Source organism: Peribacillus sp. FW305-BF15, assembly GCF_058783805.1.
This window is the reverse complement of the sequence record NZ_JBYSYV010000033.1, coordinates 13,465-36,855: the sequence shown is the minus strand read 5'-3', so window position 1 is coordinate 36,855 and position 23,391 is coordinate 13,465. Positions and strand designations below refer to the sequence as shown.

General features: G+C 40.2%; 20 protein-coding genes, 2 pseudogenes and 1 riboswitch. Of the genes and pseudogenes, 21 read left to right on the top strand and 1 reads right to left on the bottom strand.

Annotated elements, in window-relative coordinates; all coding sequences use genetic code 11:
- Window positions 1-164 precede the first annotated feature (164 nt).
- From AC3WLU_RS24465 to dsdA, 6 genes and pseudogenes are all read left to right on the top strand, one after another.
- Window positions 165-2,411 (top strand): AAA domain-containing protein, encoded by a 2,247-nt coding sequence (locus AC3WLU_RS24465; RefSeq protein WP_492598072.1) that lies wholly within the window; start codon window positions 165-167, stop codon window positions 2,409-2,411.
- 287 nt (window positions 2,412-2,698) lie between these two features.
- Window positions 2,699-2,934: pseudogene (locus AC3WLU_RS24460) on the top strand (transposase); the annotation flags it as partial.
- Window positions 2,935-3,319: 385 nt separating this feature from the next.
- On the top strand, window positions 3,320-4,318 hold the full coding sequence (locus AC3WLU_RS24455) for an LLM class flavin-dependent oxidoreductase (RefSeq protein ID WP_427524797.1): 999 nt from the start codon (window positions 3,320-3,322) through the stop codon (window positions 4,316-4,318).
- Window positions 4,319-4,409: 91 nt separating this feature from the next.
- Window positions 4,410-5,432, top strand: coding sequence for an LLM class flavin-dependent oxidoreductase (locus AC3WLU_RS24450; RefSeq protein WP_057277548.1), 1,023 nt, complete (start codon window positions 4,410-4,412; stop codon window positions 5,430-5,432).
- A 93-nt stretch (window positions 5,433-5,525) separates the two neighbouring features.
- Window positions 5,526-7,274, top strand: coding sequence for an aminodeoxychorismate synthase component I (pabB, locus tag AC3WLU_RS24445; RefSeq protein WP_492598071.1), 1,749 nt, complete (start codon window positions 5,526-5,528; stop codon window positions 7,272-7,274).
- 101 nt (window positions 7,275-7,375) lie between these two features.
- Window positions 7,376-8,707, top strand: coding sequence for a D-serine ammonia-lyase (gene dsdA, locus AC3WLU_RS24440; RefSeq protein WP_492598077.1), 1,332 nt, complete (start codon window positions 7,376-7,378; stop codon window positions 8,705-8,707).
- A 431-nt stretch (window positions 8,708-9,138) separates the two neighbouring features.
- Here dsdA and pdxR read toward each other — a convergent pair whose 3' ends face one another.
- Window positions 9,139-10,533 (bottom strand): MocR-like pyridoxine biosynthesis transcription factor PdxR, encoded by a 1,395-nt coding sequence (pdxR, locus tag AC3WLU_RS24435; protein WP_063576141.1) that lies wholly within the window; start codon window positions 10,531-10,533, stop codon window positions 9,139-9,141.
- A 135-nt stretch (window positions 10,534-10,668) separates the two neighbouring features.
- On the opposite strand from pdxR, the gene pdxS reads away from it, so the two are divergent.
- The 15 genes and pseudogenes from pdxS (at window position 10,669) to AC3WLU_RS24360 (ending at window position 23,046) form a co-directional block, all read left to right on the top strand.
- Complete coding sequence (pdxS, locus tag AC3WLU_RS24430; RefSeq protein WP_034306956.1) at window positions 10,669-11,556, top strand: pyridoxal 5'-phosphate synthase lyase subunit PdxS; 888 nt, start codon at window positions 10,669-10,671, stop codon at window positions 11,554-11,556.
- 1 nt (window position 11,557) lies between these two features.
- On the top strand, window positions 11,558-12,157 hold the full coding sequence (pdxT, locus tag AC3WLU_RS24425) for a pyridoxal 5'-phosphate synthase glutaminase subunit PdxT (protein WP_063576142.1): 600 nt from the start codon (window positions 11,558-11,560) through the stop codon (window positions 12,155-12,157).
- Window positions 12,158-12,301: 144 nt separating this feature from the next.
- Window positions 12,302-12,935: pseudogene (locus tag AC3WLU_RS24420) on the top strand (SDR family NAD(P)-dependent oxidoreductase).
- Window positions 12,936-13,219: 284 nt separating this feature from the next.
- A complete protein-coding gene (locus tag AC3WLU_RS24415) occupies window positions 13,220-13,807 on the top strand; it encodes a TetR/AcrR family transcriptional regulator (RefSeq protein ID WP_492598070.1) in 588 nt (195 codons plus the stop codon).
- 187 nt (window positions 13,808-13,994) lie between these two features.
- A complete protein-coding gene (ssuE, locus tag AC3WLU_RS24410; protein ID WP_048680796.1) occupies window positions 13,995-14,528 on the top strand; it encodes an NADPH-dependent FMN reductase in 534 nt (177 codons plus the stop codon).
- A 279-nt stretch (window positions 14,529-14,807) separates the two neighbouring features.
- Window positions 14,808-14,916: riboswitch (SAM riboswitch) on the top strand.
- Between the two features lie 156 nt (window positions 14,917-15,072).
- Window positions 15,073-15,216 carry a YezD family protein gene (locus tag AC3WLU_RS24405; protein WP_082609336.1) on the top strand — a complete coding sequence of 48 codons (144 nt, stop codon included), beginning with the start codon at window positions 15,073-15,075 and terminating at the stop codon, window positions 15,214-15,216.
- Between the two features lie 169 nt (window positions 15,217-15,385).
- On the top strand, window positions 15,386-16,102 hold the full coding sequence (locus AC3WLU_RS24400; protein WP_098864584.1) for a phosphoadenylyl-sulfate reductase: 717 nt from the start codon (window positions 15,386-15,388) through the stop codon (window positions 16,100-16,102).
- A 52-nt stretch (window positions 16,103-16,154) separates the two neighbouring features.
- On the top strand, window positions 16,155-17,303 hold the full coding sequence (gene sat, locus AC3WLU_RS24395) for a sulfate adenylyltransferase (protein ID WP_063576144.1): 1,149 nt from the start codon (window positions 16,155-16,157) through the stop codon (window positions 17,301-17,303).
- A gap of 43 nt (window positions 17,304-17,346) precedes the next feature.
- On the top strand, window positions 17,347-17,946 hold the full coding sequence (cysC, locus tag AC3WLU_RS24390; RefSeq protein WP_048680807.1) for an adenylyl-sulfate kinase: 600 nt from the start codon (window positions 17,347-17,349) through the stop codon (window positions 17,944-17,946).
- A gap of 16 nt (window positions 17,947-17,962) precedes the next feature.
- A complete protein-coding gene (locus AC3WLU_RS24385; RefSeq protein ID WP_492598069.1) occupies window positions 17,963-19,588 on the top strand; it encodes a nitrite/sulfite reductase in 1,626 nt (541 codons plus the stop codon).
- Window positions 19,589-19,608: 20 nt separating this feature from the next.
- Window positions 19,609-19,824, top strand: a complete 216-nt coding sequence (locus AC3WLU_RS24380; RefSeq protein ID WP_057277557.1) for a DUF3906 family protein — start codon at window positions 19,609-19,611, stop codon at window positions 19,822-19,824.
- Window positions 19,825-19,843: 19 nt separating this feature from the next.
- On the top strand, window positions 19,844-20,620 hold the full coding sequence (gene cobA, locus AC3WLU_RS24375; protein WP_095679685.1) for a uroporphyrinogen-III C-methyltransferase: 777 nt from the start codon (window positions 19,844-19,846) through the stop codon (window positions 20,618-20,620).
- Window positions 20,620-21,381 (top strand): sirohydrochlorin chelatase, encoded by a 762-nt coding sequence (locus AC3WLU_RS24370; protein WP_283928567.1) that lies wholly within the window; start codon window positions 20,620-20,622, stop codon window positions 21,379-21,381. Before cobA ends, AC3WLU_RS24370 begins: the two co-directional genes overlap by 1 nt.
- Window positions 21,362-21,994 (top strand): NAD(P)-binding protein, encoded by a 633-nt coding sequence (locus AC3WLU_RS24365; protein ID WP_492598068.1) that lies wholly within the window; start codon window positions 21,362-21,364, stop codon window positions 21,992-21,994. The genes AC3WLU_RS24370 and AC3WLU_RS24365 overlap by 20 nt, the downstream gene beginning before the upstream one ends.
- A 152-nt stretch (window positions 21,995-22,146) precedes the next feature.
- On the top strand, window positions 22,147-23,046 hold the full coding sequence (locus AC3WLU_RS24360; RefSeq protein WP_034306930.1) for a sulfite exporter TauE/SafE family protein: 900 nt from the start codon (window positions 22,147-22,149) through the stop codon (window positions 23,044-23,046).
- Window positions 23,047-23,391: the final 345 nt, after the last annotated feature.

The window sequence follows — 23,391 nt, the reverse complement described above, 5'->3', positions numbered from 1 at the left end:
CGTATGAAAGGCCCAATCAATAGATTGGGCCTTATTTTATATGCAAAAGAAACAGGTATTTCGCGAAAAAAGTCATGATGACAGCGTTATTTTCAACATCGGAGCCTAGCCAATGGGCCAGTTTCTTCGTACTACAATGGCATATTTTGTGAGGAAAGTGAAAAATGAATTCGACAGTTAATTATATAAAAGAATGGCAGCAGGCACTTCAACTTGAAATCCTGCATTTGAAAAAATATGGCAGCACAAAATACTTGGTTTCGAACGGCCATCTGCTTACAAGCGACGGTTCCTTCAACTATTATTTTGAAACAGGTTCATCGGTAAAAATCCCTGTCGGTTCCCTCGTTCGACTTGAATGGGGAGGGATTAAACAGGATGGAAGGATCCTCTCATCGGAAGGGAAAAGTATAATCATTGTTTTTGATCGCTCGTTAGGCGATATCATCAGTGAAGCCTTTTTATACCATGATCCCTGGGAATTGCTGGAGCAATTGATTATCCGCTTGGATGAAATCAAGAGGAGTAAAAGGAAAAGACTTCGAATCAAGCGCCTGATGGATCCGTCCATGCCGCAAAAACATCCTTTAACTGAAAAACAAAGCAGTGTGAAAGAATTATATTCCCGCTCGAAGTTCAATCCTGTCACTTTTGTTTGGGGACCGCCTGGAACAGGAAAAACCTATACTTTGGCTCGTACTGTAGCCAATCATTATTTACAAGCTAAAAAAGTTCTGGTTTTGTCCCATAGCAACCAGGCTGTAGATGTTTTGATGGCTGAAATTTCATCATTCATTAAAAAGAAAGATCGTTTCAAAGAAGGCGATGTGCTTCGCTATGGATCTCAAATCGGTGAATCACTAGCTATCCATGATGATATTGTTACGGGGCAATTATTAGGTAAACATGAACCGACATTAATTAAAGAAAAAGAAGAACTTGGCGAAGAAAAACGTCTTTTAAAATATGATTTGGCAGGTTCCTTCAGTAAAAGGGATACAGATCAGTTAATTGAGATAGAGAAAAAGCTGGCCAAAGTATTGGAGAAAATCCGCCAAAAAGAGATTCAATTCGTAAAAGAAGCAAAAGTAATCGGGACGACCTTAGCTAAAGCCGCAAATGACGAAACGGTTTATCAAAAGGAGTATGATCTGGTCATCTTGGATGAAGCGAGTATGGCTTACGTTCCTCAGGTGGCTTTTGCTGCAGCGTTAGCCAAGCATATTATCGTTTGTGGTGATTTCAAACAATTGCCGCCCATTGCTTCGGCTCGTGATTCCCTCGTGAAACTTTGGCTGAAGGAAGACATATTTCATCGGGCCGGTGTCGCCCAGTCTGTTGAAGAAGGAGAACTCCATCCCCATCTATTCCTATTAAAGGAACAACGCCGCATGCATCCGGATATTTCAGCATTCACTAATCGTGTCGTCTATAACAATTTTGTTGGCGATCATAAAAGTGTTGCGACTAGCAGGGAGGGCATAATGCTGGCGGAACCGTTTGCCAATAGGGCATCGGCACTTCTTGATACTAGCTTAGCAGGGGAATATTGCATCACTGAACGGACATCCCACTCGAGAATGAATTTATGGCAATTGCTTTTATCTTTTCAGTTGATTCATGAAGCTTATGTGGGCGGTTCAAGGTCAATTGGTTATGTCGCACCATATCGGGCTCAGGCAGAATTGATGGAAAAGCTATTGGATGACTTATATGATAAAGAACGGCAAACTGCGGATATCATCGCTGCAACTGTACATCGTTTCCAGGGAAGTGAACGTGAGATGATGATCTTTGACACAGTTGATAGTTATCCGCAAAACAGAGCTGGAATGTTATTGACAGGGAGAGAAAGTGAAAGGCTGATTAACGTGGCAATAACAAGGACTAAAGGTAAGTTCGTACATGTATGTGACACTTCGTTTGTTAACAAACACGTTTATCGCAGTAAAACACTTCGTCAGCTTGTCGATCATCAAATTCAAAATGATCAGATTGTATCAAAGAAAGACATTGGAAAATGGGTTAACCACCAGCACCCGAAATTACGATGGATGCATGCCCGTAAATTGGGGGAGTTTCAGGGAGATATTGAAACAACAAAACATGACATGGTTATCGCTGTACCGGATTTGAACAGTTTGTCAGAAGAATGGCAGCAATATTTAAAGAAACGGAACCCTGCAGTGAAATTGACGATCATATCAGCAAAAAGAAATCCTGATATCAACTCGGATCATTTTATTTGTTCACCTATTTCCTTTTCCTTTATCATCTTTGATCATCGAGTTATTTGGCTAGGTTTGCCCGTGGAGTCCAATAATCGGGTTCAGCCCCCATATATAGCGGCTCGTTTGGATTCAAAAATCATGGCAGATGAATTACTATCTCAATTCAAAAAAAGTGAATAGCTTTGGAAAGCCCCTTATAAGGGCTTTTCAGACTGTAGACAAACTCGATGAAAATCGAGTTTGTCTATTTTTATTGCTTGTACAATTTGGACGTTGATTTCCACTACAGGCACTCGCTTTCCGCGGGCGGTCCGGGAGCCTCCTCGGCTTTCGCCTGCGGGGTCTCCCCTAGACTCGCTTTTCTAAGCAGGAGTCTCGTACACCCGCTCCAATCAACTTTGTCTTACCTTTTAGATAGAACACTTTTGCCTAGAGTCATTTTTGTTTTAAAATAGAAGTATTAAAACCTGGTGACACGGCATTTCTGGCAAACAAATGTGGAAGAAGCAGATCATCTGCGTCATCATCAAAATGTAAAACCTATATATGCGAAGCGTAAAGAATGAGCGTGTATTCGCAGATGCAAAAGAAAACTACTTTAAGGGGACTTAAAAAATTGTCGATGCAGGCGATGCTTACTTTCGCTGAAATTAATTTAAAGAAGATGGCCAATTGGACATGGCGAGGACCAAAAATAGCATAAGAAAGTGGGCTCGTAGAGCCCTCTATCTCTTAACTTTTGGCGAAATTCAAAGGGGATTTCAAAAGGGGTTCAGAATTTTTTAATTCCGAACTTCTTTTGTCTACAAACTGGAAAGCCCCTTAAAAGGGCTTTTCTTTTTTACATAAATCCCTAAAAAGACCTCGATAGAATAAATGATGACCATTTGAGCCACTTGCGTCCTTAGTATATTAAACCAAACACCTCGCTAGAATATACAATTCACTTATACTCCCTAATTTGGATTCAACTCCTTATATTTTCTGCTAAAGGCTGCAAACTAAACAACAAAGCAAGCGTTTCAGGCGACTTTCGGCTGGTTATGATTTACGATTAAGTTACGAAAGCCAAGAAAGGAGGTAACAAATTGAAATTGAGCATATTGGATCAATCCCCGATTGCATCCGGGCAATCAGCACAAGAAGCTTTGCAGGCTTCACTTCAACTAGCTCAAGAAGGAGATAGGCTGGGTTATAGCAGAATCTGGTTTACTGAACATCATGATTTGCCTGGCTTGGCCTGTTCCGTTCCAGAGGTTTTGATAAGCTATATTGGTTCACAAACAAAAAATATCCGGATTGGATCAGGGGCAGTACTGCTTCCACATTATAAGCCATACCGAATAGCAGAGACATATAATATGCTAGCCACGCTTTTTCCAGGCCGGATTGATATCGGAATGGGACGTGCTCCTGGTGGATCTGCCGAAGCAACGATGGCCTTATCCGATAATTTCCTTCAAAATGTATATAAAATGCCCGAACTTGTTCAAGAACTGTTGAATTTTCTAAGAGATGAATTTCCGAAAGAACATCCGTTTTCAAATGTCTCTGCTGCTCCTATCCCAATGCTATCCCCTGAACCATGGATATTGGGAACAAGCGGGAAAAGTGCAAAACTAGCCGCTGAGAATGGAACTGCATACGCGTTTGGGGAATTCATGAGCGAAAATGATGGCGTGCAGAGTATTAAACAGTATCGTGAGCACTTTCAAACAAAAGGGATACTCAAAGCACCTAAAACGATTATTACGGTATCGGCCATTTGTGCTGAAACGGAAGAATATGCGAAAGAAATCGCCCTCAGCAACACCCTGTGGAAAATTCAAAGTGGACATGGGGAAAGAAAGCAAGTTCCAAGTATAGAAGAAGTAAGGAATCATGAATGGACTGAAAAAGAAAAAACACAGATGGAAACCATGCATAAAAAACTGATTCTTGGTACCCCTTCACAAGTTAAGGATCGCCTATTGACGATTCAGGAGAAATATCAGGCAGATGAAATCATGTTGATAACCATCACTCATAAGTTGGAGGATCGGCTTAATTCGTTTCGATTGATTGCCAGGGAAATTCTTAACAGTTAATCCTTAAGCATTTTATGTGCATTTTTTGTGTATTTTCTATATGATGGCTTTGCGTCCGATTTATCATAATTGAAAGAAAGAAGATGAAGATATGAATGCTGATCAATATGCAAAAAAACTTGGCGACATTTCTTTTTCCGTTCTGGACCTGGCTTCTATTGTTGAAGGTGGTACAGTTTCGGGAGCTTTTAAAAATACAGTAGAATTAGCTAAACATGCAGAGCAATGGAATTACAACCGTTTTTGGGTTGCAGAACATCATAGCATGCCTGGGATTGCAAGCTCTGCAACGTCAGTACTTATAGGCTATGTTGCAGGCAGGACGGAAAGGATTCGGGTAGGTTCTGGAGGCATAATGCTACCGAATCATGCACCGCTGGTTATCGCAGAACAATTTGGAACATTGGAAGCAATGTATCCTGGTAGAATAGATTTAGGACTGGGGCGTGCTCCGGGAAGCGACCAATATACAGCCATGGCACTTCGGGGTGATGTACGTAATAACGGTCAGGATTTTCCTGAACAATTGGCGCAGCTCCGTAGCTATTTAGATGCGGATTCTAAACATAATCGTGTTCGCGCCATTCCTGGAGAAGGGCAGGACATCCCGATTTGGCTGCTTGGTTCAAGTGGGTTCAGTGCAGCATTATCAGCACAGCTGGGATTGCCATTTTCATTTGCAAGCCATTTTTCCCCTGAAAATACTCAACCAGCTTTAGCCCGCTACCGCAATAATTTCCAACCATCCGACGTTCTAGATAAACCTTATGTCATGGTTGGTATCAATGTTTTTGCAGCCGATACTACGGAAGAAGCGCAAAGGATTGCTACTTCATATCAACAGCAGTTCTTGAATTTGATACGGAACACACCCGGTCAACTAGCTCCTCCAGTTGATACGATGGAAGGCCTTTGGACAGAATATGAAAAAGCCATTGTCATGAAGCAGCTGAACGCTTCCATTATAGGTAATCCAAAAGAGGTAAAAGAGCAGTTGCAGGGATTTTTAAATGAAACACAGGCGGATGAAATGATTATAAACTCTGCCATTTATGATCAGGATGCACGCCTTCGTTCTTATGAAATCATTGCAGAGGTTACTGGAATGAAATAATTGTTAAAGAATGAGCTTGCAGATCCCGTGTCTGCAAGCTTTTTTATAAAAATACATACCGATTGGCTTCATAAACATAGTTAGGAGAGAGTAATGAAACGAGAAGATCCTTTATCCTTAATATTTCACTTCACAGATAAACAAGGTGACAGCAGGCCACTATATTTTGCGAATCCGAAAAAAGTGATCACCGCCCATTCAATTGAGGATGTCCTTCCCCAATTCCAAAAAGTCCAGGAAGCGATCGAACAGGGGAATTATGCAGCGGGATATGTTTCCTATGAAGCGGCACCTGCTTTTGAACAATCCTTTAAAGTAAAAGATGGAGCCAAAATGCCATTATTATGGTTCGGGATTTTTGATAAACCGGAAGCGGAAATACCTGAAAAAGTGACCGGGGCTTTTCATTTAGCTGAATGGCAATCAGAAACGGATTCAAATGCCTATCGTTCTGGATTTCAAAGAATAAAATCGGAAATCAAGAAAGGCAACACATACCAAGTCAATTATACGATGCGTTTGCAATCTCAGTTCGAAGGAGATGACTTCGCTTTTTTTGAACGTTTGAAGAGAGCCCAACGCTCGAACTATAGTGCATATTTGAACGTGGGTTCACATCGAATCCTATCTGCTTCACCCGAGTTGTTTTTTCGTTGGGAAGATGGTCAGCTGATTACTCGGCCCATGAAGGGAACGGTAAAGCGGGGCACGACACTGAAAGGGGATCAGCTCAATGCAGAATGGTTGGCAGCCTCGGAAAAGAATCAAGCTGAAAACTACATGATTGTGGACCTGCTAAGAAATGATTTGGGAATGATTGCGGAACCAGGAAGTGTCGAAGTTCCACAACTTAAGGCAATTGAAAAATATCCGACCGTTTGGCAAATGACATCCACGATTACAGCCGATACGAATCCAGGAACAACAATCATTGATATATTCAAGGCCCTTTTTCCTTGTGGATCGATAACAGGGGCACCTAAAATTAAAACGATGAAAATCATCGCTGATATCGAGAATTCACCGCGTGAAGTTTATTGCGGTGCAATCGGGTTTATCACTCCTGAATCCGAAGCCGTTTTTAATGTGCCGATTCGTACGGTCGTGATTGATAAGGAAACAGGGAAAGCCGAGTATGGGGTTGGCGGGGGGATCACTTGGGATTCCGAGTTATCGGAAGAATATGACGAAGCCTTTTTAAAAGCCAAATTATTAACGGTTGAACGGCCTGCTTACAAACTATTGGAATCGTTAAAGCTCAGCGATGGCGAATATTATTTGTTGAATGATCATATCGACAGGATGAAACAATCCGCTGAGTACTTCGATTATCGATTCTCTGAATTGTATCTTAGAGATCGACTCCAAAAGTATGCGGAAATAAACAATGGGACGCTGCAAAAAGTAAGGGTACTACTACATGAAAATGGTGAAATTGAAGTCTTGGGACAAGCAATCAAGCCCCTTGATCCAGAATTCAAGGCCATACTAGCTGAAGCTCCAATATCAAGGGCAAATCCATTTCTATTTCATAAGACCACCAATCGTGATGTCTATGAAGGCTTTCAAATGAATAATCCCGACTTCCAGGATGTTCTGCTTTGGAATGAAGAAGGATACATTACGGAATTCACGAACGGAAATGTAGTGGTAAAGATAAATGGTGACCTCTATACCCCTCCGGTGGAATCAGGTTTGCTTGCAGGAACATTTCGTCAAGAATTGATCAGGAAGAAGGAAATCAAGGTAAAAAACATTTCAAAGGCAGACCTCAATAACGCTGAGGAAATTTGGTTCATTAATAGTGTGCGAGGGAAATTAAAAGTGAATTTAACTTTCTAAGCTGATAATTCGTAAAAAAGTGAAAAGTGTAATCTTTATTACAGTTTGTTGAGTTATAGTAGATGATGAATACTACATTTGGGGGAGGGACTGCTGAGGAGATGCATAAAATCGCAGGATTATCGATTAACGAATGGAAAGCGAAAGATCCAATACTTAATAATGTGATAAAGATGAATGAAGTCTTCTGGAAGAATCCAGATTACGGTAACAAACAAGAAAATCCAATGGTCCAAGCTGAACAAGTTAAATCGGCTGAAGAAAGATTAAATAGATTTGCCAATTATATAATTAAAGCATTTCCAGAAACTGAACCAATGGAGGGGGTCATTGAATCACCTCTAGTAGAGATTCCTTTCATGCAAAAAAACTTGGAAAAATCCTATGGAACTAAAATTGCGGGAAAACTTTTGCTGAAATGTGACAGTCATTTACCTATATCAGGTTCAATCAAGGCACGCGGAGGTATTTATGAGGTCTTAAAACGTGCTGAGGAAATAGCAATGAAGCATGGCGGTTTAAAGCGGACTGATAATTATGGAATACTTGCGAGTGATGAATATAAGGAGCTTTTTTCAAAATATTCGATTGCTGTCGGTTCAACCGGCAATTTAGGAATGAGTATTGGAATAATAAGCGCGAAGCTGGGATTTAAAGTAACGGTCCATATGTCTGCAGATGCCAAACAGTGGAAAAAGGATAAATTAACTAGTCTGGGTGTCATTGTAAAGGAATATGATGATGATTATAGTAAAGCTGTAGAAGAAGGCCGTAAAGAAGCATCACTTAATCCCGATTGCCACTTTATTGATGATGAAAATTCCATGGATCTGCTGCTAGGTTATGCGACAGCTGCAACGCGACTGAAGAAACAATTGAAAGATATGTCTATTGCCGTAGATGAAGATCATCCTTTGTTTGTGTACTTACCATGCGGTGTCGGCGGCGGGCCAGGCGGCATAACATATGGGCTCAAGTTAGCCTTTGAAGATGATGTACATTGTTTTTTTGCAGAGCCGACACATTCACCATGCATGACGCTCGGATTGATGACAGGACTTCATGACAAAGTTTCGGTTCAGGACTTTGGCATCGATAATAAGACGGAAGCGGATGGTCTTGCAGTAGGAAGGCCTTCAGCATTGGTTTCCAGTATGATGACGACCATGTTAAGCGGGAGCTATACCATAGAGGATAGAAGGTTATTCGAACTACTCAAGGAAATGGCAGAGACGGAAGGCCATTATTTAGAGCCATCTGCCCTAGCAGGAGCATTTGGTCCGATACAACTTTTGTCAGCTAAAGAAGGAAGGGAATATCTTATGGATCAAAAACTGCTGGATAAAATGAACCAGTCGACGCATGTCATCTGGGCTACCGGAGGGAGCATGGTACCAAAAGATATGATGGAACTGTATTTATCTAAAAGTTAAAAAAATCCACAAGAGTGAAATTTTCAGAATGCAGGCAAACTCGTAGAAAAATGAGTTTGCCTGCATTATTTTTATTTGAAAAACCTCTCAGTTGTTTTCAGACGAAGCCGTTTTTCGTCCAAACCGCACTTTATTTGACCGACAACGAATTATTCGAACCCCGGAGCATAAATTTTGCGGTCCGGATGATGATTCCGTTCCCTTAAGGTCGACGTCCTGCCAAATACTCCTCACCGCATGCTTCAAGCAGTGGCTGGGCTCCAGACATTCAATCCGAATTTCATCACAAAGAAAAGTCTTGTATTAAAATCAGGGTAATCATCCCGATACAATCGTGAGAGGGAATCAGGATGAGACCATTCCGAACCTCTTTTGACATTTTCATTGAAATATCTCCTAAAGTTAAGAAATTGGGGCTCTATGAGCCACTTTTATAACCCCCATGAGTTCAATAAAAGGTGAATGGCTTTTTCCAATTCGGATTCAGGAATCCCTGCAAAGCCCAATATAATTTTTGGAGGATGTTCGTCAATTTTCTCGATTGAATATGTTGATAATCCATAAATTTTAATATGGTCTTCGTTTGCCTTTTGAATAAGTGTCTGTTCATCCATGCCGTTCTTGACGATGAGGACGATATGCAATCCTGATCGCTCTCCAATGATTTTTATTTGTTGATGGGGTTTAAATAGATCAATCACTTTATCCAGCTTCCGACGGTACACTTTCCTCATCCGATTTAAATGCTTTTCAAAATCCCCTTCCTTCATGAACTGTGTCAACACGTGCTGATCAATCCGTGAAACGGTTGAATGGTAAAAAGACAATTCCTGTTGATGCATTTGTAACAATGGAGCGGGAAGAACCATATAACTGATCCGAATTGATGGCATCAATGATTTTGAAAATGACCCTAAATATATCACCTTATCACCAGCATCCATACTTTGTAAGGAAGGAATTGTTTTTCCACTATAACGAAATTCACTATCATAATCGTCTTCGATAATATAACGGTTTGCTGCCCCTTGAGCCCAGTTCAACAATCGCGTCCGTCTGTTAACGGATAGGATTGTCCCATTGGGGAAGTGATGTGAGGGAGTGACATACACAACGTCGATGTTTGAATCTTCAATTTGGTTCACCTTTACGCCTTCTTCATCAATTTGCAGTGGATGGACTTCATTTGGGTAGCTGCGTAAAATCCGATGAATCAAGTGATACCCGGGATCTTCAACACCATAGATGGCATTTTTATCGAATAGAAGGACAAGCTGCTGTAATAAAATTTCCATTCCTGCACCAATAATGATCTGTTCTGGGACACATTGAACACCACGTGCATGATACAAATAATGGGCAATTTCACATCGTAATTCATATTCCCCTTGAGAATCCCCAAGTAAAAGAAGATCTTGATGTGATTCATCGATTTTGCTTTTCATGTATTTTCTCCATTTTTCAAATGGGAAATGTTCCGTGTCAATTTGGCTGGGATGAAAATGATATAGCAATTCCCCTTGTTTATGATTGATTTGTTCCACTGATACTTGGTTAGTTTGTGTATACTCTAAATCCTCGAAAGTTTGAATATAGTACCCTTTTCTTGGTATGACTTCAACGTATCCTTCAGCAGTCAATTGTTCATATGCAGTCTCCACGGTATTTTGACTTATTTGAAGGAACTCTGCCAATTTCCGCTTGGAAGGTAGTTTTGTGCCGTAAAGAAGACGGCCTTCAATGATTTCTTTTTTAATATATGAATATAATTGTTCGTACAAAGGTACTTCACTTAACCGATTTAAATCGCAAGAAAGCATATTCATTTTGTTGCCACCTTTTTGATAAATTTTTACTGACCTCATTAAACTTATTAAAACTGACACTTTCAATGTGGTCAACTCTTTTTTATACTAAGCCTAACAAATCTAAAAAATGAAAATATTAGGGGGAAGAAAAAAATGGAAAAATTATTAGGAACTGACACAGTAAAAAGAGGAATGGCACAAATGCAAAAGGGTGGCGTAATCATGGACGTCATTAACGCAGAACAAGCAAAAATCGCAGAAGCATCTGGTGCGGTCGCTGTCATGGCATTGGAAAGGGTACCTTCCGACATCCGTGCGGCTGGCGGCGTAGCAAGAATGGCAGATCCGCGAATTGTCGAGGAAGTAATGAATGCAGTCTCAATCCCGGTCATGGCTAAAGCAAGGATTGGCCATATCGTTGAATCAAGGGTCCTGGAATCCATGGGAGTGGATTATATCGATGAAAGTGAAGTGCTGACTCCTGCAGATGAAGAATACCATATTCTAAAAAGTGATTTCACAGTACCTTTCGTTTGTGGCTGCCGTGATTTAGGCGAAGCTGCGCGCCGTATTGGTGAAGGAGCATCCATGCTTCGTACAAAAGGAGAACCAGGAACAGGTAATATTGTGGAAGCTGTGCGTCATATGAGAAAGGTACAGTCACAAATTCGCAAAGTTAGCATCATGAGTGATGATGAATTAATGACAGAGGCAAAAAATCTTGGAGCCCCATTTGAAATTTTAAGAGAAATCAAACGCACAGGTAAATTGCCTGTAGTTAACTTTGCAGCGGGCGGAATTGCCACTCCAGCAGATGCTGCATTGATGATGGAATTGGGAGCAGATGGCGTTTTCGTTGGGTCTGGTATTTTTAAATCTGAAACTCCAGAAAAATTCGCATCCGCAATCGTTCAAGCGACTACATATTTCACCGATTATGAATTGATTGGCAAGTTGTCAAAAGAATTGGGCAGTGCAATGAAGGGCATTGATATTTCCAAACTAGCTCCGGCAGAACGGATGCAGGAACGTGGATGGTAATATGATAACGATCGGTGTTTTGGGATTACAGGGAGCGGTTGAAGAACACTTGAACCAAATCAAAGCTGCCGGCGAACAAGCGATTATAGTAAAAAAACCGGAACAGTTGCGGGAAATCGATGGCTTGATCATTCCAGGCGGAGAAAGCACGACGATGAGGAAGCTAATGGATCGTTATGGATTTATGGAACCGATCAAAACTTTCTTCGAAGATAAAAAACCAATTTTCGGTACATGTGCTGGGATGGTATTGGCGGCAAATGAATTGACTGGCGATGAGGTGGCCTATCTCGGACTAATGGACATTTCCGTGAAAAGGAACGGATTTGGACGTCAACGGGAAAGTTTCGAGGCTGACCTATCCATCAAAGGAATGGAAGCCCCATATAAGGCAGTATTCATCCGGGCGCCATTTGCTGATGAAGTTGGAGAAGGTGTAGAAGTATTGGCTGTTTATGAAGAGAATGTAGTGGCTGCGAGACAAGACCATGTCCTCGTAAGTGCATTTCATCCAGAATTGACAGGTGATGATCGCTTCCTTCAACTTTTCATTGAAATGGTGAAGACATCCGTAAGTAAGGCCGAATTGAAAACCTGCTAAACAAATGAAGCTGTCCTATTAATAGGACAGCTTTACTTTTGAAAGCTCAAAACTCAATAAAAATACATTTTGCTTGAATTTACTATTCTTTACTTTTATAATAAAAAGTAAGTGTTTACTTACTTTTTTGGAAGGGGAATGTATATGACAGCAAGAGTTGCAGTTATCACAGGGGGAGCAAGCAGTTTATGCCGAGCCACATGCCTGAAATTTGCAGCAAAAGGGGACAAGGTTTGTTGCGGATTTTAATGAAGAAATGGGTCGGGAAACCGTTGATCAGATAACAGCTAATGGTGGAGTGGCGATTTATGTTAAAACGGATGTTTCTAAGTAGGAAGATGTTGAATCGTTAATCAATAAAGCAGTGGAAACATACGGAAGGCTCGATATCATGTTTAATAATGCCGGCATTGGTGCGGGCGGTATGATCCTAGACCAAGATATGGAAGGTTACTACAAAACGATTGGGGTGAACCAGTACGGAGTGGCCATTGGAATCATGGCAGCAGGACGGAAAATGAAGGAACTGGGTAACAAGGGAGTCATTATAAATACCGCTTCCGTGTTTGGCTACTTAGCTTCCCATGGGACTTTTGCCTATCAGGCGACTAAAGGCGCTGTAAGAATGATGACACAGACAGCAGCTTTGGAATTGGGTGCCCATGGCATACGCGTTGTGGGCATTGCTCCGGGCGGGGTCGACACTCCTATCATACAAGGTTATCCGCTTCCTCTAACGATAATAGATAGACGGCATTTGCAATGGCTTCTGGCTTAATCAATTCACCGCGCATTTGACTTGCATTCAATTTATCGATGATTCCCATGTCTTTATGCGATCAATGGAAGTGTAGTCATGGTCGATGATGGCTATGCATCTTTTAAGTGATTTTCATAAATAGAAAACATCGTCCCGACCAGTTGATGTTTTCTATTTATGATATATGGGAATATTGAATTCTAATAGATCAAAGGTAATATTGACCGATTGATACCAGCGATATATCATGGGAAATAGATGGGTGAAACCGGTCTTATCTTTATAAAAGAAGGTTGATATTTTTGAAAAAAGGGCAGCAAACCAAAGAACGAATCATAAATGTAGCCCGGACTCTTTTTGCCACTAAAGGTTTTGACATGACAAGAACGAATGAAATTGCCTCTGCATGCAATGTTTCCGAAGCTACTATTTACAAATACTTTGACAGCAAAAAAGATTTGCTTTTGGCTACAATTACCCCTAATGAAAAAGAGGAATCTGAAGATGGGACTAGCCATCTATCCACGGATGATCTAGTGGAGAATCATGTTACTACCATGATAAAAAAAATTCTTGAAAATAAAGAACAGTTTTCGATATTATTTAGGGAAACACAATTCGATCAAGATATTTCAAAGCAATATGTAGATCAGATTTTCAAGCCAAATGCCAGGCATATTGAAATACAGAAGAGAATAGATAGCGGAGAGATACAATATATCTCTGATATTATTTTATTTAATGTAGGGATCATTTCTTTCACATTGGCTTTATCTACACATTATGAGATCCATCAACAAAAAAAGGAGCCATATTTTACTTCTGAACGAATTAAGAGCATTGCTCATCTTTTGGTATATGGTATTCATGGGAAACAAAATCATACATAATGAAACGGTCATATTTAAGGGCATGAGAATCAAGCCGTAAATATGACCGTTTCTTTTTTCATTAAGAGTAGAAGTCCAGAGTGTAAGATTTGACTTATATTTTTCAGACAATTACGATAAATGTATACTTCACGAAATGCTTTAAGAAAATTATATCTGGAAATCTTGTAACATTGGAGGGTATCAAATGAGCGATATCGTAATTTTATCAGGAAGTCCGGCTATTCCATCAAGAACGGACATTTCACTAAAACATATTCAATCATTAGTCGAAAATGCAGGATTTACTACAGCTTATTTCTCGATTACGGATTTCTCAGCAGATGATTTATTCCAAGGGAAATATAATAGCGAGGATATCTCAAAGCTTTCAGAGCGAATTCAAGCAGCCAGAGGAGTCATTATAGGTTCACCGGTTTATAAGGCTTCTTATACAGGTGTATTGAAAGCATTGATTGATTTGCTGCCAGAAGGTGCTTTTAAGGGTAAGCCGGTGTTGCCAATCATGATTGGTGGAAGTAACAGGCATCTATTGGCGATTGACTATGCGCTTAAACCATTAATTTCAATATTAAAAGGCGAGCCGCTGCAGGGGATTTATTTTGTTGATAAGGAAATAGATAAACAGAATCCAGAAAATCCGATCAATGATTTGCATTTAATTGATCGCGTCCAGAGTCAGGTTCAAGAATTTGTAGAAGCGATACAGTTAAGAAATTAATGACTTCAATAAATTAATTCCTTCTATAAAAAGACTGGAACCTTAGAAATTTTTTTAGAATAACACGCGTCAATAATAGGCCTATTAATGAAAATAGACTCATTTTTTTGGAGATTTTATCTAAAAAGACGAGTCTATTTTCGTATTTATATGAACATAAAATCATAAATTGAATAGTGTGTATAAAAATAACAGTTCATCCATAATATTAAACCAAGTTATTTTATAAGAAAACTCCATTGACAAGGATTAAATATATGTTAATATTTAAAATAATAAAACTTATCCAGAGCGACGGAGGGAATTGGCCCTTTGAAGTCCGGCAACCTGCATGATGGATGCAAGGTGCTAACTCCAACAAAATGTTGATCATTTTGGAAGATAAGGTAAAGATATTTACCTTGCGATCTTTCCATCATGGAAAGATTTTTGTTTTTTGTGAAAATTTTAGGCAGACCATAACAATGTAAGGTTGTATGGAATTATATAAATCTAAAAAATTTAAAATAAAATATTCGCGGGTTTTCTTAAAGGAGGAACTGGTTTGAATAAAGAGAATCAGCTTGAAGAAATTTTTGAACGACTTCAAGAAATGCTTAATTCAATGAAATATGGATCCATTACACTTATTGTCCAGGATGGTAAAATCATTCAAATGGAGAGAAATGAAAAACTAAGAATTAAATAAGGTATCTGCTGACTAGAAAAACTAGAGGCGGGTTTAACTGATATAAAGAGAGTATTGGTTAGATTCGTCTCTTTTTCCTAGATTCAAATAACCCGGGGAAGATTACAACGGGAATTGATCAACAGTTACTCTAACCTGATACAGCAAGTTTTTAGAGGGGGCTACAAAGTTGGCTGCATTAATAAACTATGAAAATTTCAATACAGGGGACTTCCCTGTATTTCCTCAAGACACTGAGACAAAAGGTGCTTTGGAAGTACTGCAATGGGCGAATGACCATTATGGAGACAAACTGATTTATGCTTGCAGTTTTGGTATTGAAGGCATCGTGCTTACGGATTTATTGGCGAAGGTCAATCCTTCGGCAAAAATAGTTTTCCTAGATACAGATGTTCATTTTGAGGAAACTTACCAATTGATCGAGGAAGTGAAGAAGCGATATCCGAAGCTTTTGATCGAAATGAAGAAACCTGACTTGACGCTTGAGGAACAAGCGGCGGAATATGGCGATGAATTATGGCTTAGTGATTCCAATAAGTGCTGTAACATCCGTAAAATCGTTCCGCTTACAGATGTGCTTTCATCGGCAACAGCCTGGCTTTCGGGACTGCGGAGGGAGCAATCCGAAACAAGGGCTAAGACCGAGTATATCAATAAGGATAATAAGTTCAAATCAGTTAAAATATGCCCGCTCATACATTGGACATGGAAAGATGTTTGGCGCTATGCCCACAAAAATGGTCTTCCATATAATGTCCTGCATGATAATGGATATCCGAGCATTGGATGTAAAACGTGTACTGCACCTGCCTTCAATGCTGATGATTTACGCTCAGGCCGTTGGCAAGGGGCTCAAAAAACGGAATGCGGATTGCATTTGTCTTAAATAAATAGAAATTATAGGCATAAATAAATAGAAACCATAGGGGGAAATTAGCATGACAATCAGTTTACCGCACGGAGGAACATTAATCGATCTTTGGGAACCAAAATATGATATTAGTAAAATAACGAAGTCAATCGAAATCGATGAAATTGCTTTAAGCGATCTTGAATTGATAGGGACTGGTGCCTACAGCCCGATTAAAGGATTCTTTACAAAAAGTGACTATGAGACAGTGGTAAAGGATATGAGGCTAAGCAGCGGACATGTATGGAGCATCCCGATTACGCTGCCTTTGACCGAAGAAACTGCAGGAAGCCTTACTATAGGTGAAGAAGTAACATTAACCCATGATGGTGAAACATACGGGGTTCTCTCCGTTTCTGATATTTACACTCCAGATAAGCAATTGGAAGCGACATTGGTATATCAAACAGCTGATGAGAAGCATCCTGGAGTAAAAAACTTATATAACCGCGGGGATGTATATGTCGGCGGGGAAATAAAGTTGATCAAGAGAATAGAGCGTCCGCTATTTCAAGCTCATTATTTGGACCCAGTCGAGACAAGGAAGGCTTTCGCTGAAAAAGGATGGGAAACGGTTGTCGGTTTCCAAACGAGGAACCCTGTTCACCGTGCACATGAATATATTCAAAAGACAGCATTGGAGATCGTCGACGGTTTATTCTTAAATCCTCTCGTCGGTGCCACTAAATCAGATGACATTCCGGCAGATGTAAGAATGGAAAGCTATAAAGTTCTGCTTGACAAATATTATCCTAAGGATCGCGTCTCCCTTGCAGTTTTCCCTGCTGCCATGCGTTATGCAGGACCTAGAGAAGCCATTTTCCATGCGATGGTCCGTAAAAATTATGGTTGCACCCATTTTATCGTCGGACGTGATCATGCGGGTGTGGGCGATTATTATGGCACATACGATGCCCAAAAAATCTTCGGGAACTTTAACGCAGATGAGTTAGGAATCACGCTATTATTCTTTGAACATAGTTTTTACTGTAAAGCATGTGGCAATATGGCTTCCGCTAAAACTTGTCCGCATGGCAAGGAAGACCATGTCATCCTGTCTGGAACGAAGGTAAGGGAAATGTTGCGTAATGGAGAAATTCCTCCAGCTACCTTTAGCCGTAAGGAAGTCATCGAGGTGTTGATAGAAGGTCTAAAAAAAAATGAAGTTTATAACTGATTGGACATAAATGGAAGGGTCACATGAAGAGGGGGAATATCAAATGAGTAAAAGTACGAATGTCACATGGCATGAGACGTCATTGACCAAGGAGCACCGACGGAAGCAGAACGGGCATGAAAGCACGGTTCTATGGTTTACAGGACTATCGGGTTCCGGAAAATCAACGATTGCAAACGCGGTCGCTAAAGAATTATACAATCGGAATATTCGAAGTTATGTTTTGGATGGTGATAATATCCGTCATGGCTTAAATAAAGATTTAGGTTTTTCTGAAGAAGATAGAACCGAGAATATTAGGCGGATCGGTGAGGTTTCCAAGTTATTCGTGGATAGTGGGCAGTTCGTATTGACCGCTTTCATATCACCTTTCAGGGCAGATCGGCAGATTGTACGTGATTTACTCGAAGAAGGGGAGTTTATTGAAGTATACATAAAGTGTCCGATTGAAGAGTGCGAAGTGCGTGATCCAAAAGGGCTTTATGACAAGGCCCGTAAAGGCATCATTAAAGATTTTACCGGAATCGACTCTCCATACGAAGAACCTGAACAACCGGAAATCATTTTAGAATCCGACCAATACAGCATTGAAGAGTGCGTTGAACAGGTAATCGGTTATTTAACAGCAAAGAAAGCGATTTAATCAAGGAGGAAATGTAATGGTTTACGAGAAATTTTGGTCGGAAAATCCACTAATCGCTAAAAATAAAACGGAAATCTGGAAATTGGAAAAAGACGGCTTGAAGATATTTGATGATATTCCACATTACGCAGCAAATGGGTTTGATTCCATCCCTAAAGAGAAATGGGATATGTTCAAGTGGGCAGGTTTATACCTGCAACGGCCAAAAGAAGCTGGTTATTGGATGATGCGAGTCGTTATTCCCGGAGGTATCCTGACTTATGATCAACAAATAACTCTAGCTAACATCGCTAAAGATTACGGGAGGGACGTATATGACATTACAACCCGTCAAGCCATTCAATTCCATTGGCTGACCATCGAACAGGTCCCGGATATATTGAATCGTTTAGAAAAGGTTGGAATGACTACGGCTGGAGCTTGTGGTGATATAACCCGTAATATCATCGGTAATGCATTGGCAGGCATCGATCCTGATGAACTATTTGATACACGCGAGGTACTATATGATGTATTTGAGTATTTCCGCCTTAATGAAGACTATTCGAACCTTCCGCGGAAATATAAAATGTCCATAAGTGCCAATATCCATAATGCTTCAAATGCTGAAATCAACTGTGTTTCATTCAATCCAGCTACTAAAGTAATTGATGGAATAACGGAAGTCGGTTTTCACGTAAAAGTAGGGGGTGGGCTTTCCTCCGTTCCGATGCTGGCAGAAGAACTTGACTTATTCATTTTACCTGAAAAAACTGTGGAAGTGGCTGCCGCCATCACGACGATATTCCGTGACTTTGGGTACCGTGAAAAGCGTCATCGCTCACGTTTGAAATTCCTTGTCGCTGACTGGGGTCCTGAACAATTCAAGGAAAAATTGCTGGAATACACCGGTCCGCTTCCTGAAAAGGGAGAAAGTGCGGTGAAGGGATGGAATGCAGGGTATTTCTACGGCATCCATAAACAAAAGCAAGATGGTCTGAACTATGTTGGCGTCAATATACCAGTTGGTCGTCTAAACCCAGACGAAGTGATCGAGTTTGCCGAACTTGCAAAAAAATATGGAAATGGTGAAATCCGCAACTGTAATTCTCAAAATCTAATCATTCCTAATGTGCCGGATGCAAAAATTGAGGAATTAAAGCAGGAATCCATCTTCGAAAGATTTCCATATCAACCAAAGAAATTCATTGGGTACTCCGTTTCGTGTACAGGCATCGAGTATTGCAACCTGGCTCTAGTTGATACGAAAAACCGAATGAGGACCATTTCTGAATCACTGGACAAGGAAATAGATCTCGATGTGCCTGTAAGGATGCATATGGTCGGCTGTCCGAATAATTGCGGTCAAAGAGCCATCGCCGAAATAGGGCTGCAAGGCATAAAAATGAAAAATCAGGATAAAAAGATGGTCGAGGCTTTTGAGATATACGTTGGAGGAACGCTGAATGAGGGCGGGAAGTTCAATGAAAAGCTTAAAGGAAAAGTGGAAGCTGAAAAGCTCCATCATGTTTTGAAAGAAATGATCCTATTTTTCAAAGAAACTAAACTTCTTTCCGAAACCTTTCTCGACTTTGTGGAAAGGGTAGGGGTAGACGAATTACAAAGTAAACTTGATGATATATTAGCGGAAGTGGCCGTTTAATAGGGGAAGGTAAGCATTCCATGAATCTATACCGTTTTGAAGTCACTATCAAGGAAAAACCAATTCATGTCATCATTGTTGCCGATTCAGATGAAAAGGCGTTTGATCTTGTTGATATCGAGCTGGAAAAGCATTATTTGAAAACGCCTGAAGTGGATGACATCTCATTATATGAAAAAAGGAAAATTAAAAATGGAGCAGGTTTCGTTTTATCGGAATTCGAAACAATTCTCTAAGGGAAGGCAGGATGCAAAAATGGGGAAAGTATATCTAGTAGGAGCCGGTCCCGGAGATCCAGATTTAATTACATTAAAAGGATTAAAATGCATCCAAGAAGCTGATGTCATTTTATATGATCGACTTGTCAATAAAGAACTTTTGAATCATGCAAAAGACGGTGTCGAGCTGATTAATTGCGGTAAACTGCCGGATTATCATTTGTTGCAGCAGGATACCATCAATCGGTTCCTCGTTAAATATGCAAAAAAGGGAAAAATAGTCACCCGTTTGAAAGGCGGCGATCCATTCGTCTTTGGGAGAGGCGGTGAGGAAGCGGAAGCCCTTGCCAAAAGTGGCGTGAGCTTTGAAATCGTACCAGGAATTACAGCTGGAATCGCTGCTACAGCCTATGCGGGAATTCCAGTTACACATAGGGACTATGCTTCATCATTTGCAATTGTTACCGGTCATCGGAAAAAAGATGAAGAGGATAATATCAAGTGGGAATCCCTTGCAAAAGGAATCGATACATTAGCCATTTATATGGGTGTTAAAAACCTGCCATATATTCAAGGAAAACTTTTGGAACATGGAAAAAGCCCAGAGACTCCGGTGGCCCTTATTCATTGGGGTACATTAACAACGCAAAAAACAGCTGTCAGTACGTTGGCTAAAGTAGTGGAAACCGCCAATTACGAACAAATTTCGAATCCTTGCATGATAGTCGTGGGGGATGTCGTTAATTTACGGGAAAAAATCAAATGGTTTGAAGGAAAACAAACCGAAAATTTGTTGGCGAATGAGGCCTTTTAATGGAAGCCATTTTATATATTTGCCATGGCAGCCGTGTTAAAGAAGCTTCAGCCCAAGCCATTGATTTTATTAAAGTTTGTATGCAAGCACAGCCATATTCCATTCAAGAGTATTGCTTCTTGGAATTGGAAACTCCTACGATTGAAGAGGCCTACGAACGATGCGTCCAAAAAGGTGCGACGAGCATATTGGCCATTCCAGTTCTATTGCTGACAGCTGTACATGCAAAACATGATATTCCAGTCATATTGAATAAAATGAAAGAACGGTACCCCGCTGTTGGCTTGAAATACGGAAGGCCGATTGGTGTCAGCGAGAAAATGGTTGACATTTTAGTGGAACGGTTGGAGGAAACAAATGTAAGTGTTACAGATGATTCCTTGGTTTTATTGGTTGGAAGGGGCAGCAGTGACCCCGACGTGAAAAGGGATTTATCTCGATTGGCCGTTTTGCTAAGGAACAGGTTTCCAAAAATCCGGGTGCAAGAGTGTTATTTGACAGCTGCCACACCAAGCTTTGGAGAAGCGTTAGAATTTGCGGTGGAATCTCGATCAAACCAAGTATTTATCATTCCTTACTTATTGTTTACAGGTCTCTTAATGCAGTCGATTGAAAATAGTATAAAAAAGATCCAAAAAAAGGGGAAGCAAAGAATCATACTTTGCCGATATTTAGGTTATCACCCAAAGATTGAACAAGCAATATCAGAACGAATTCATGAAGTGAGTGGGGAGGGAGCCTATGTATCCAATTACGCTTAATATCGAGAACAGAAAGTGTGTCATAATTGGCGGTGGTAAAATAGCTTACTTTAAAGCGGGCCCCTTATTGGAAGCTGGTGCTGAAGTTACCGTCGTAAGCCCCGAAATATGCACAGGTTTTCAAGTGTTGGAGAAAGAAGGTAAGATTCGGGTCTTACTTAAAGAAGTGGAAGAAACTGACTATAATGATGCATTTTTAATCATTGTTGCTACCAATTCTACTGAAGTAAACGAACGAGTTTACAAGAATGCATCCGAAAGTCAGTTGGTTAACGTAATCAGCAATCATGAGTTGGGTAATTTTCATATACCGGCCACATTGAATAGAGGCATGCTTTCCATAAGTGTTTCTACCAATGGAGCAAGTCCAACGCTCGCAAAAAAAATACGGAATGACCTAGGTAAAGTATATGATGAATCATATGAAGAATATCTTGAATTCCTTTTTGAAGCAAGAATGATTATAAAGAATGGGTCATTTTCAAAAGAAGAAAAATCTAAATTATTGAAAGATTCAATAGAGGATATTTATAAATATTCCTTAAAAGAAAGATATCGTTTTTTAGCTAGGCTTTTACCTGTAGAAGCTGAAGAAAATATATCGATGGGCTGATCAGAAAAACTGAAGGCACCTAACCAACATGTCATTTCATTTTGGTTAGGTGCCTCTTTGTGCCTTAAAGGAAATCTAAATGATTTATACAGGCAAACGGTACCATCGGGTCGATGATATAGGTTCTATTTTAGTGAAAAAAGGGGAATGTCATGAAAAAGTTAATCGTTTTGGCCTTTATCGGGTTTTTAGCCCAATTAATTGATGGTTCGCTTGGAATGGGGTATGGAGTGAGTTCCACTTCCTTATTGTTGACATTCGGGATTGCCCCTGCAGTAGCATCAGCATCCGTTCATTTATCGGAAGTAGTGACCACAGCAGTATCCGGAGCTTCACATATCAAGTTTGGGAACGTTGATAAAAATATGGTCTATCGCTTGATCATTCCAGGTTCTGTTGGTGCATTTGTAGGTGCATGTTTCCTGAGTAACCTGCCAGCCGAATTAGCAAAACCGTATATTGCCATATTTTTATTTGGTCTTGGTGTATACGTTTTATTCCGCTTTTTATTTATTTTTAAACCGTCAAAGGAAAATGAAACCGTAAAGCCATTGACAGCAAAACAATCCATTCCGTTAGGCCTTTTTGCAGGCTTTTGTGATGCAACAGGCGGAGGCGGTTGGGGACCGATTGCAACACCTGTTTTATTGTCAAAAAAAGGCATGACGGCGAGAAAAGCTGTAGGAACTGTAGATACGAGCGAATTTGCCATTGCTTTCTTTGGAAGTCTTGGCTTTATCATTTCTCTTGGATGGGAAGCTGTCAATTGGCTTTGGGTCGTAGCGTTGATAATTGGAGGAGTGGTTGCCGCACCAATTGCAGCCTGGCTTGTCAGGATGCTTCCTGCTCAATTAATGGGTGTTTTAGTGGGCGGTTTCATTATCTTAATCAATGTAAGAACATTATTAGCTACATGGATTCCGATTGAAGCCCATATATACATCTATACTGGCATCGTGATAATATGGTTTTCTGGAATTCTTCTTACCATCAATAAAATGGCCAATGCGAGAAAACATGATCATATCGAACACCGCCAGAATGTTTCCTGATTCCCGAGTTTGAAAGAAGCGAATGTACACAAGAAGCATATTCCGATGCGTAAATAAACTCGTAGGTATGTATGTGCCTACGAGTAAAGTCGTTTGCCAAATGGAATTGCGACTATAAAGTTGCTGCGGTTTTAATAAAGGATCTTGATCTTATTTAATAGATTCATTACCATTTCTAAAGGTTCCTAAAAATCGAGAGACTTATCACTCCAATGTATAAGAATTCATAGTACCCTTTACTAAAGTAAGCCATCGGAGAGATTTGAATGATTTTAGAACAGAAGCAGAATCAATAATTTATAGCTCCTACTGGTCAAATGAGTGATTTACACTTTCACATAATAT

Excerpts from the sequence above, each read along its gene's own strand:
- AC3WLU_RS24385 (WP_492598069.1), top strand. The coding sequence starts at position 17,963 with ATGGTTTACGAGAAATTTTGGTCGGAAAATCCACTAATCGCTAAAAAT.
- ssuE (WP_048680796.1), top strand. The coding sequence starts at position 13,995 with ATGAGCGATATCGTAATTTTATCAGGAAGTCCGGCTATTCCATCAAGA.
- cysC (WP_048680807.1), top strand. The coding sequence starts at position 17,347 with ATGAGTAAAAGTACGAATGTCACATGGCATGAGACGTCATTGACCAAG.
- AC3WLU_RS24370 (WP_283928567.1), top strand. The coding sequence starts at position 20,620 with ATGGAAGCCATTTTATATATTTGCCATGGCAGCCGTGTTAAAGAAGCT.
- AC3WLU_RS24450 (WP_057277548.1), top strand. The coding sequence starts at position 4,410 with ATGAATGCTGATCAATATGCAAAAAAACTTGGCGACATTTCTTTTTCC.
- cobA (WP_095679685.1), top strand. The coding sequence starts at position 19,844 with ATGGGGAAAGTATATCTAGTAGGAGCCGGTCCCGGAGATCCAGATTTA.
- AC3WLU_RS24465 (WP_492598072.1), top strand. The coding sequence starts at position 165 with ATGAATTCGACAGTTAATTATATAAAAGAATGGCAGCAGGCACTTCAA.
- AC3WLU_RS24380 (WP_057277557.1), top strand. The coding sequence starts at position 19,609 with ATGAATCTATACCGTTTTGAAGTCACTATCAAGGAAAAACCAATTCAT.
- dsdA (WP_492598077.1), top strand. The coding sequence starts at position 7,376 with ATGCATAAAATCGCAGGATTATCGATTAACGAATGGAAAGCGAAAGAT.
- pdxR (WP_063576141.1), bottom strand. The coding sequence starts at position 10,533 with ATGAATATGCTTTCTTGCGATTTAAATCGGTTAAGTGAAGTACCTTTG.
- pdxS (WP_034306956.1), top strand. The coding sequence starts at position 10,669 with ATGGAAAAATTATTAGGAACTGACACAGTAAAAAGAGGAATGGCACAA.
- AC3WLU_RS24360 (WP_034306930.1), top strand. The coding sequence starts at position 22,147 with ATGAAAAAGTTAATCGTTTTGGCCTTTATCGGGTTTTTAGCCCAATTA.
- AC3WLU_RS24365 (WP_492598068.1), top strand. The coding sequence starts at position 21,362 with ATGTATCCAATTACGCTTAATATCGAGAACAGAAAGTGTGTCATAATT.
- pabB (WP_492598071.1), top strand. The coding sequence starts at position 5,526 with ATGAAACGAGAAGATCCTTTATCCTTAATATTTCACTTCACAGATAAA.
- pdxT (WP_063576142.1), top strand. The coding sequence starts at position 11,558 with ATGATAACGATCGGTGTTTTGGGATTACAGGGAGCGGTTGAAGAACAC.
- sat (WP_063576144.1), top strand. The coding sequence starts at position 16,155 with ATGACAATCAGTTTACCGCACGGAGGAACATTAATCGATCTTTGGGAA.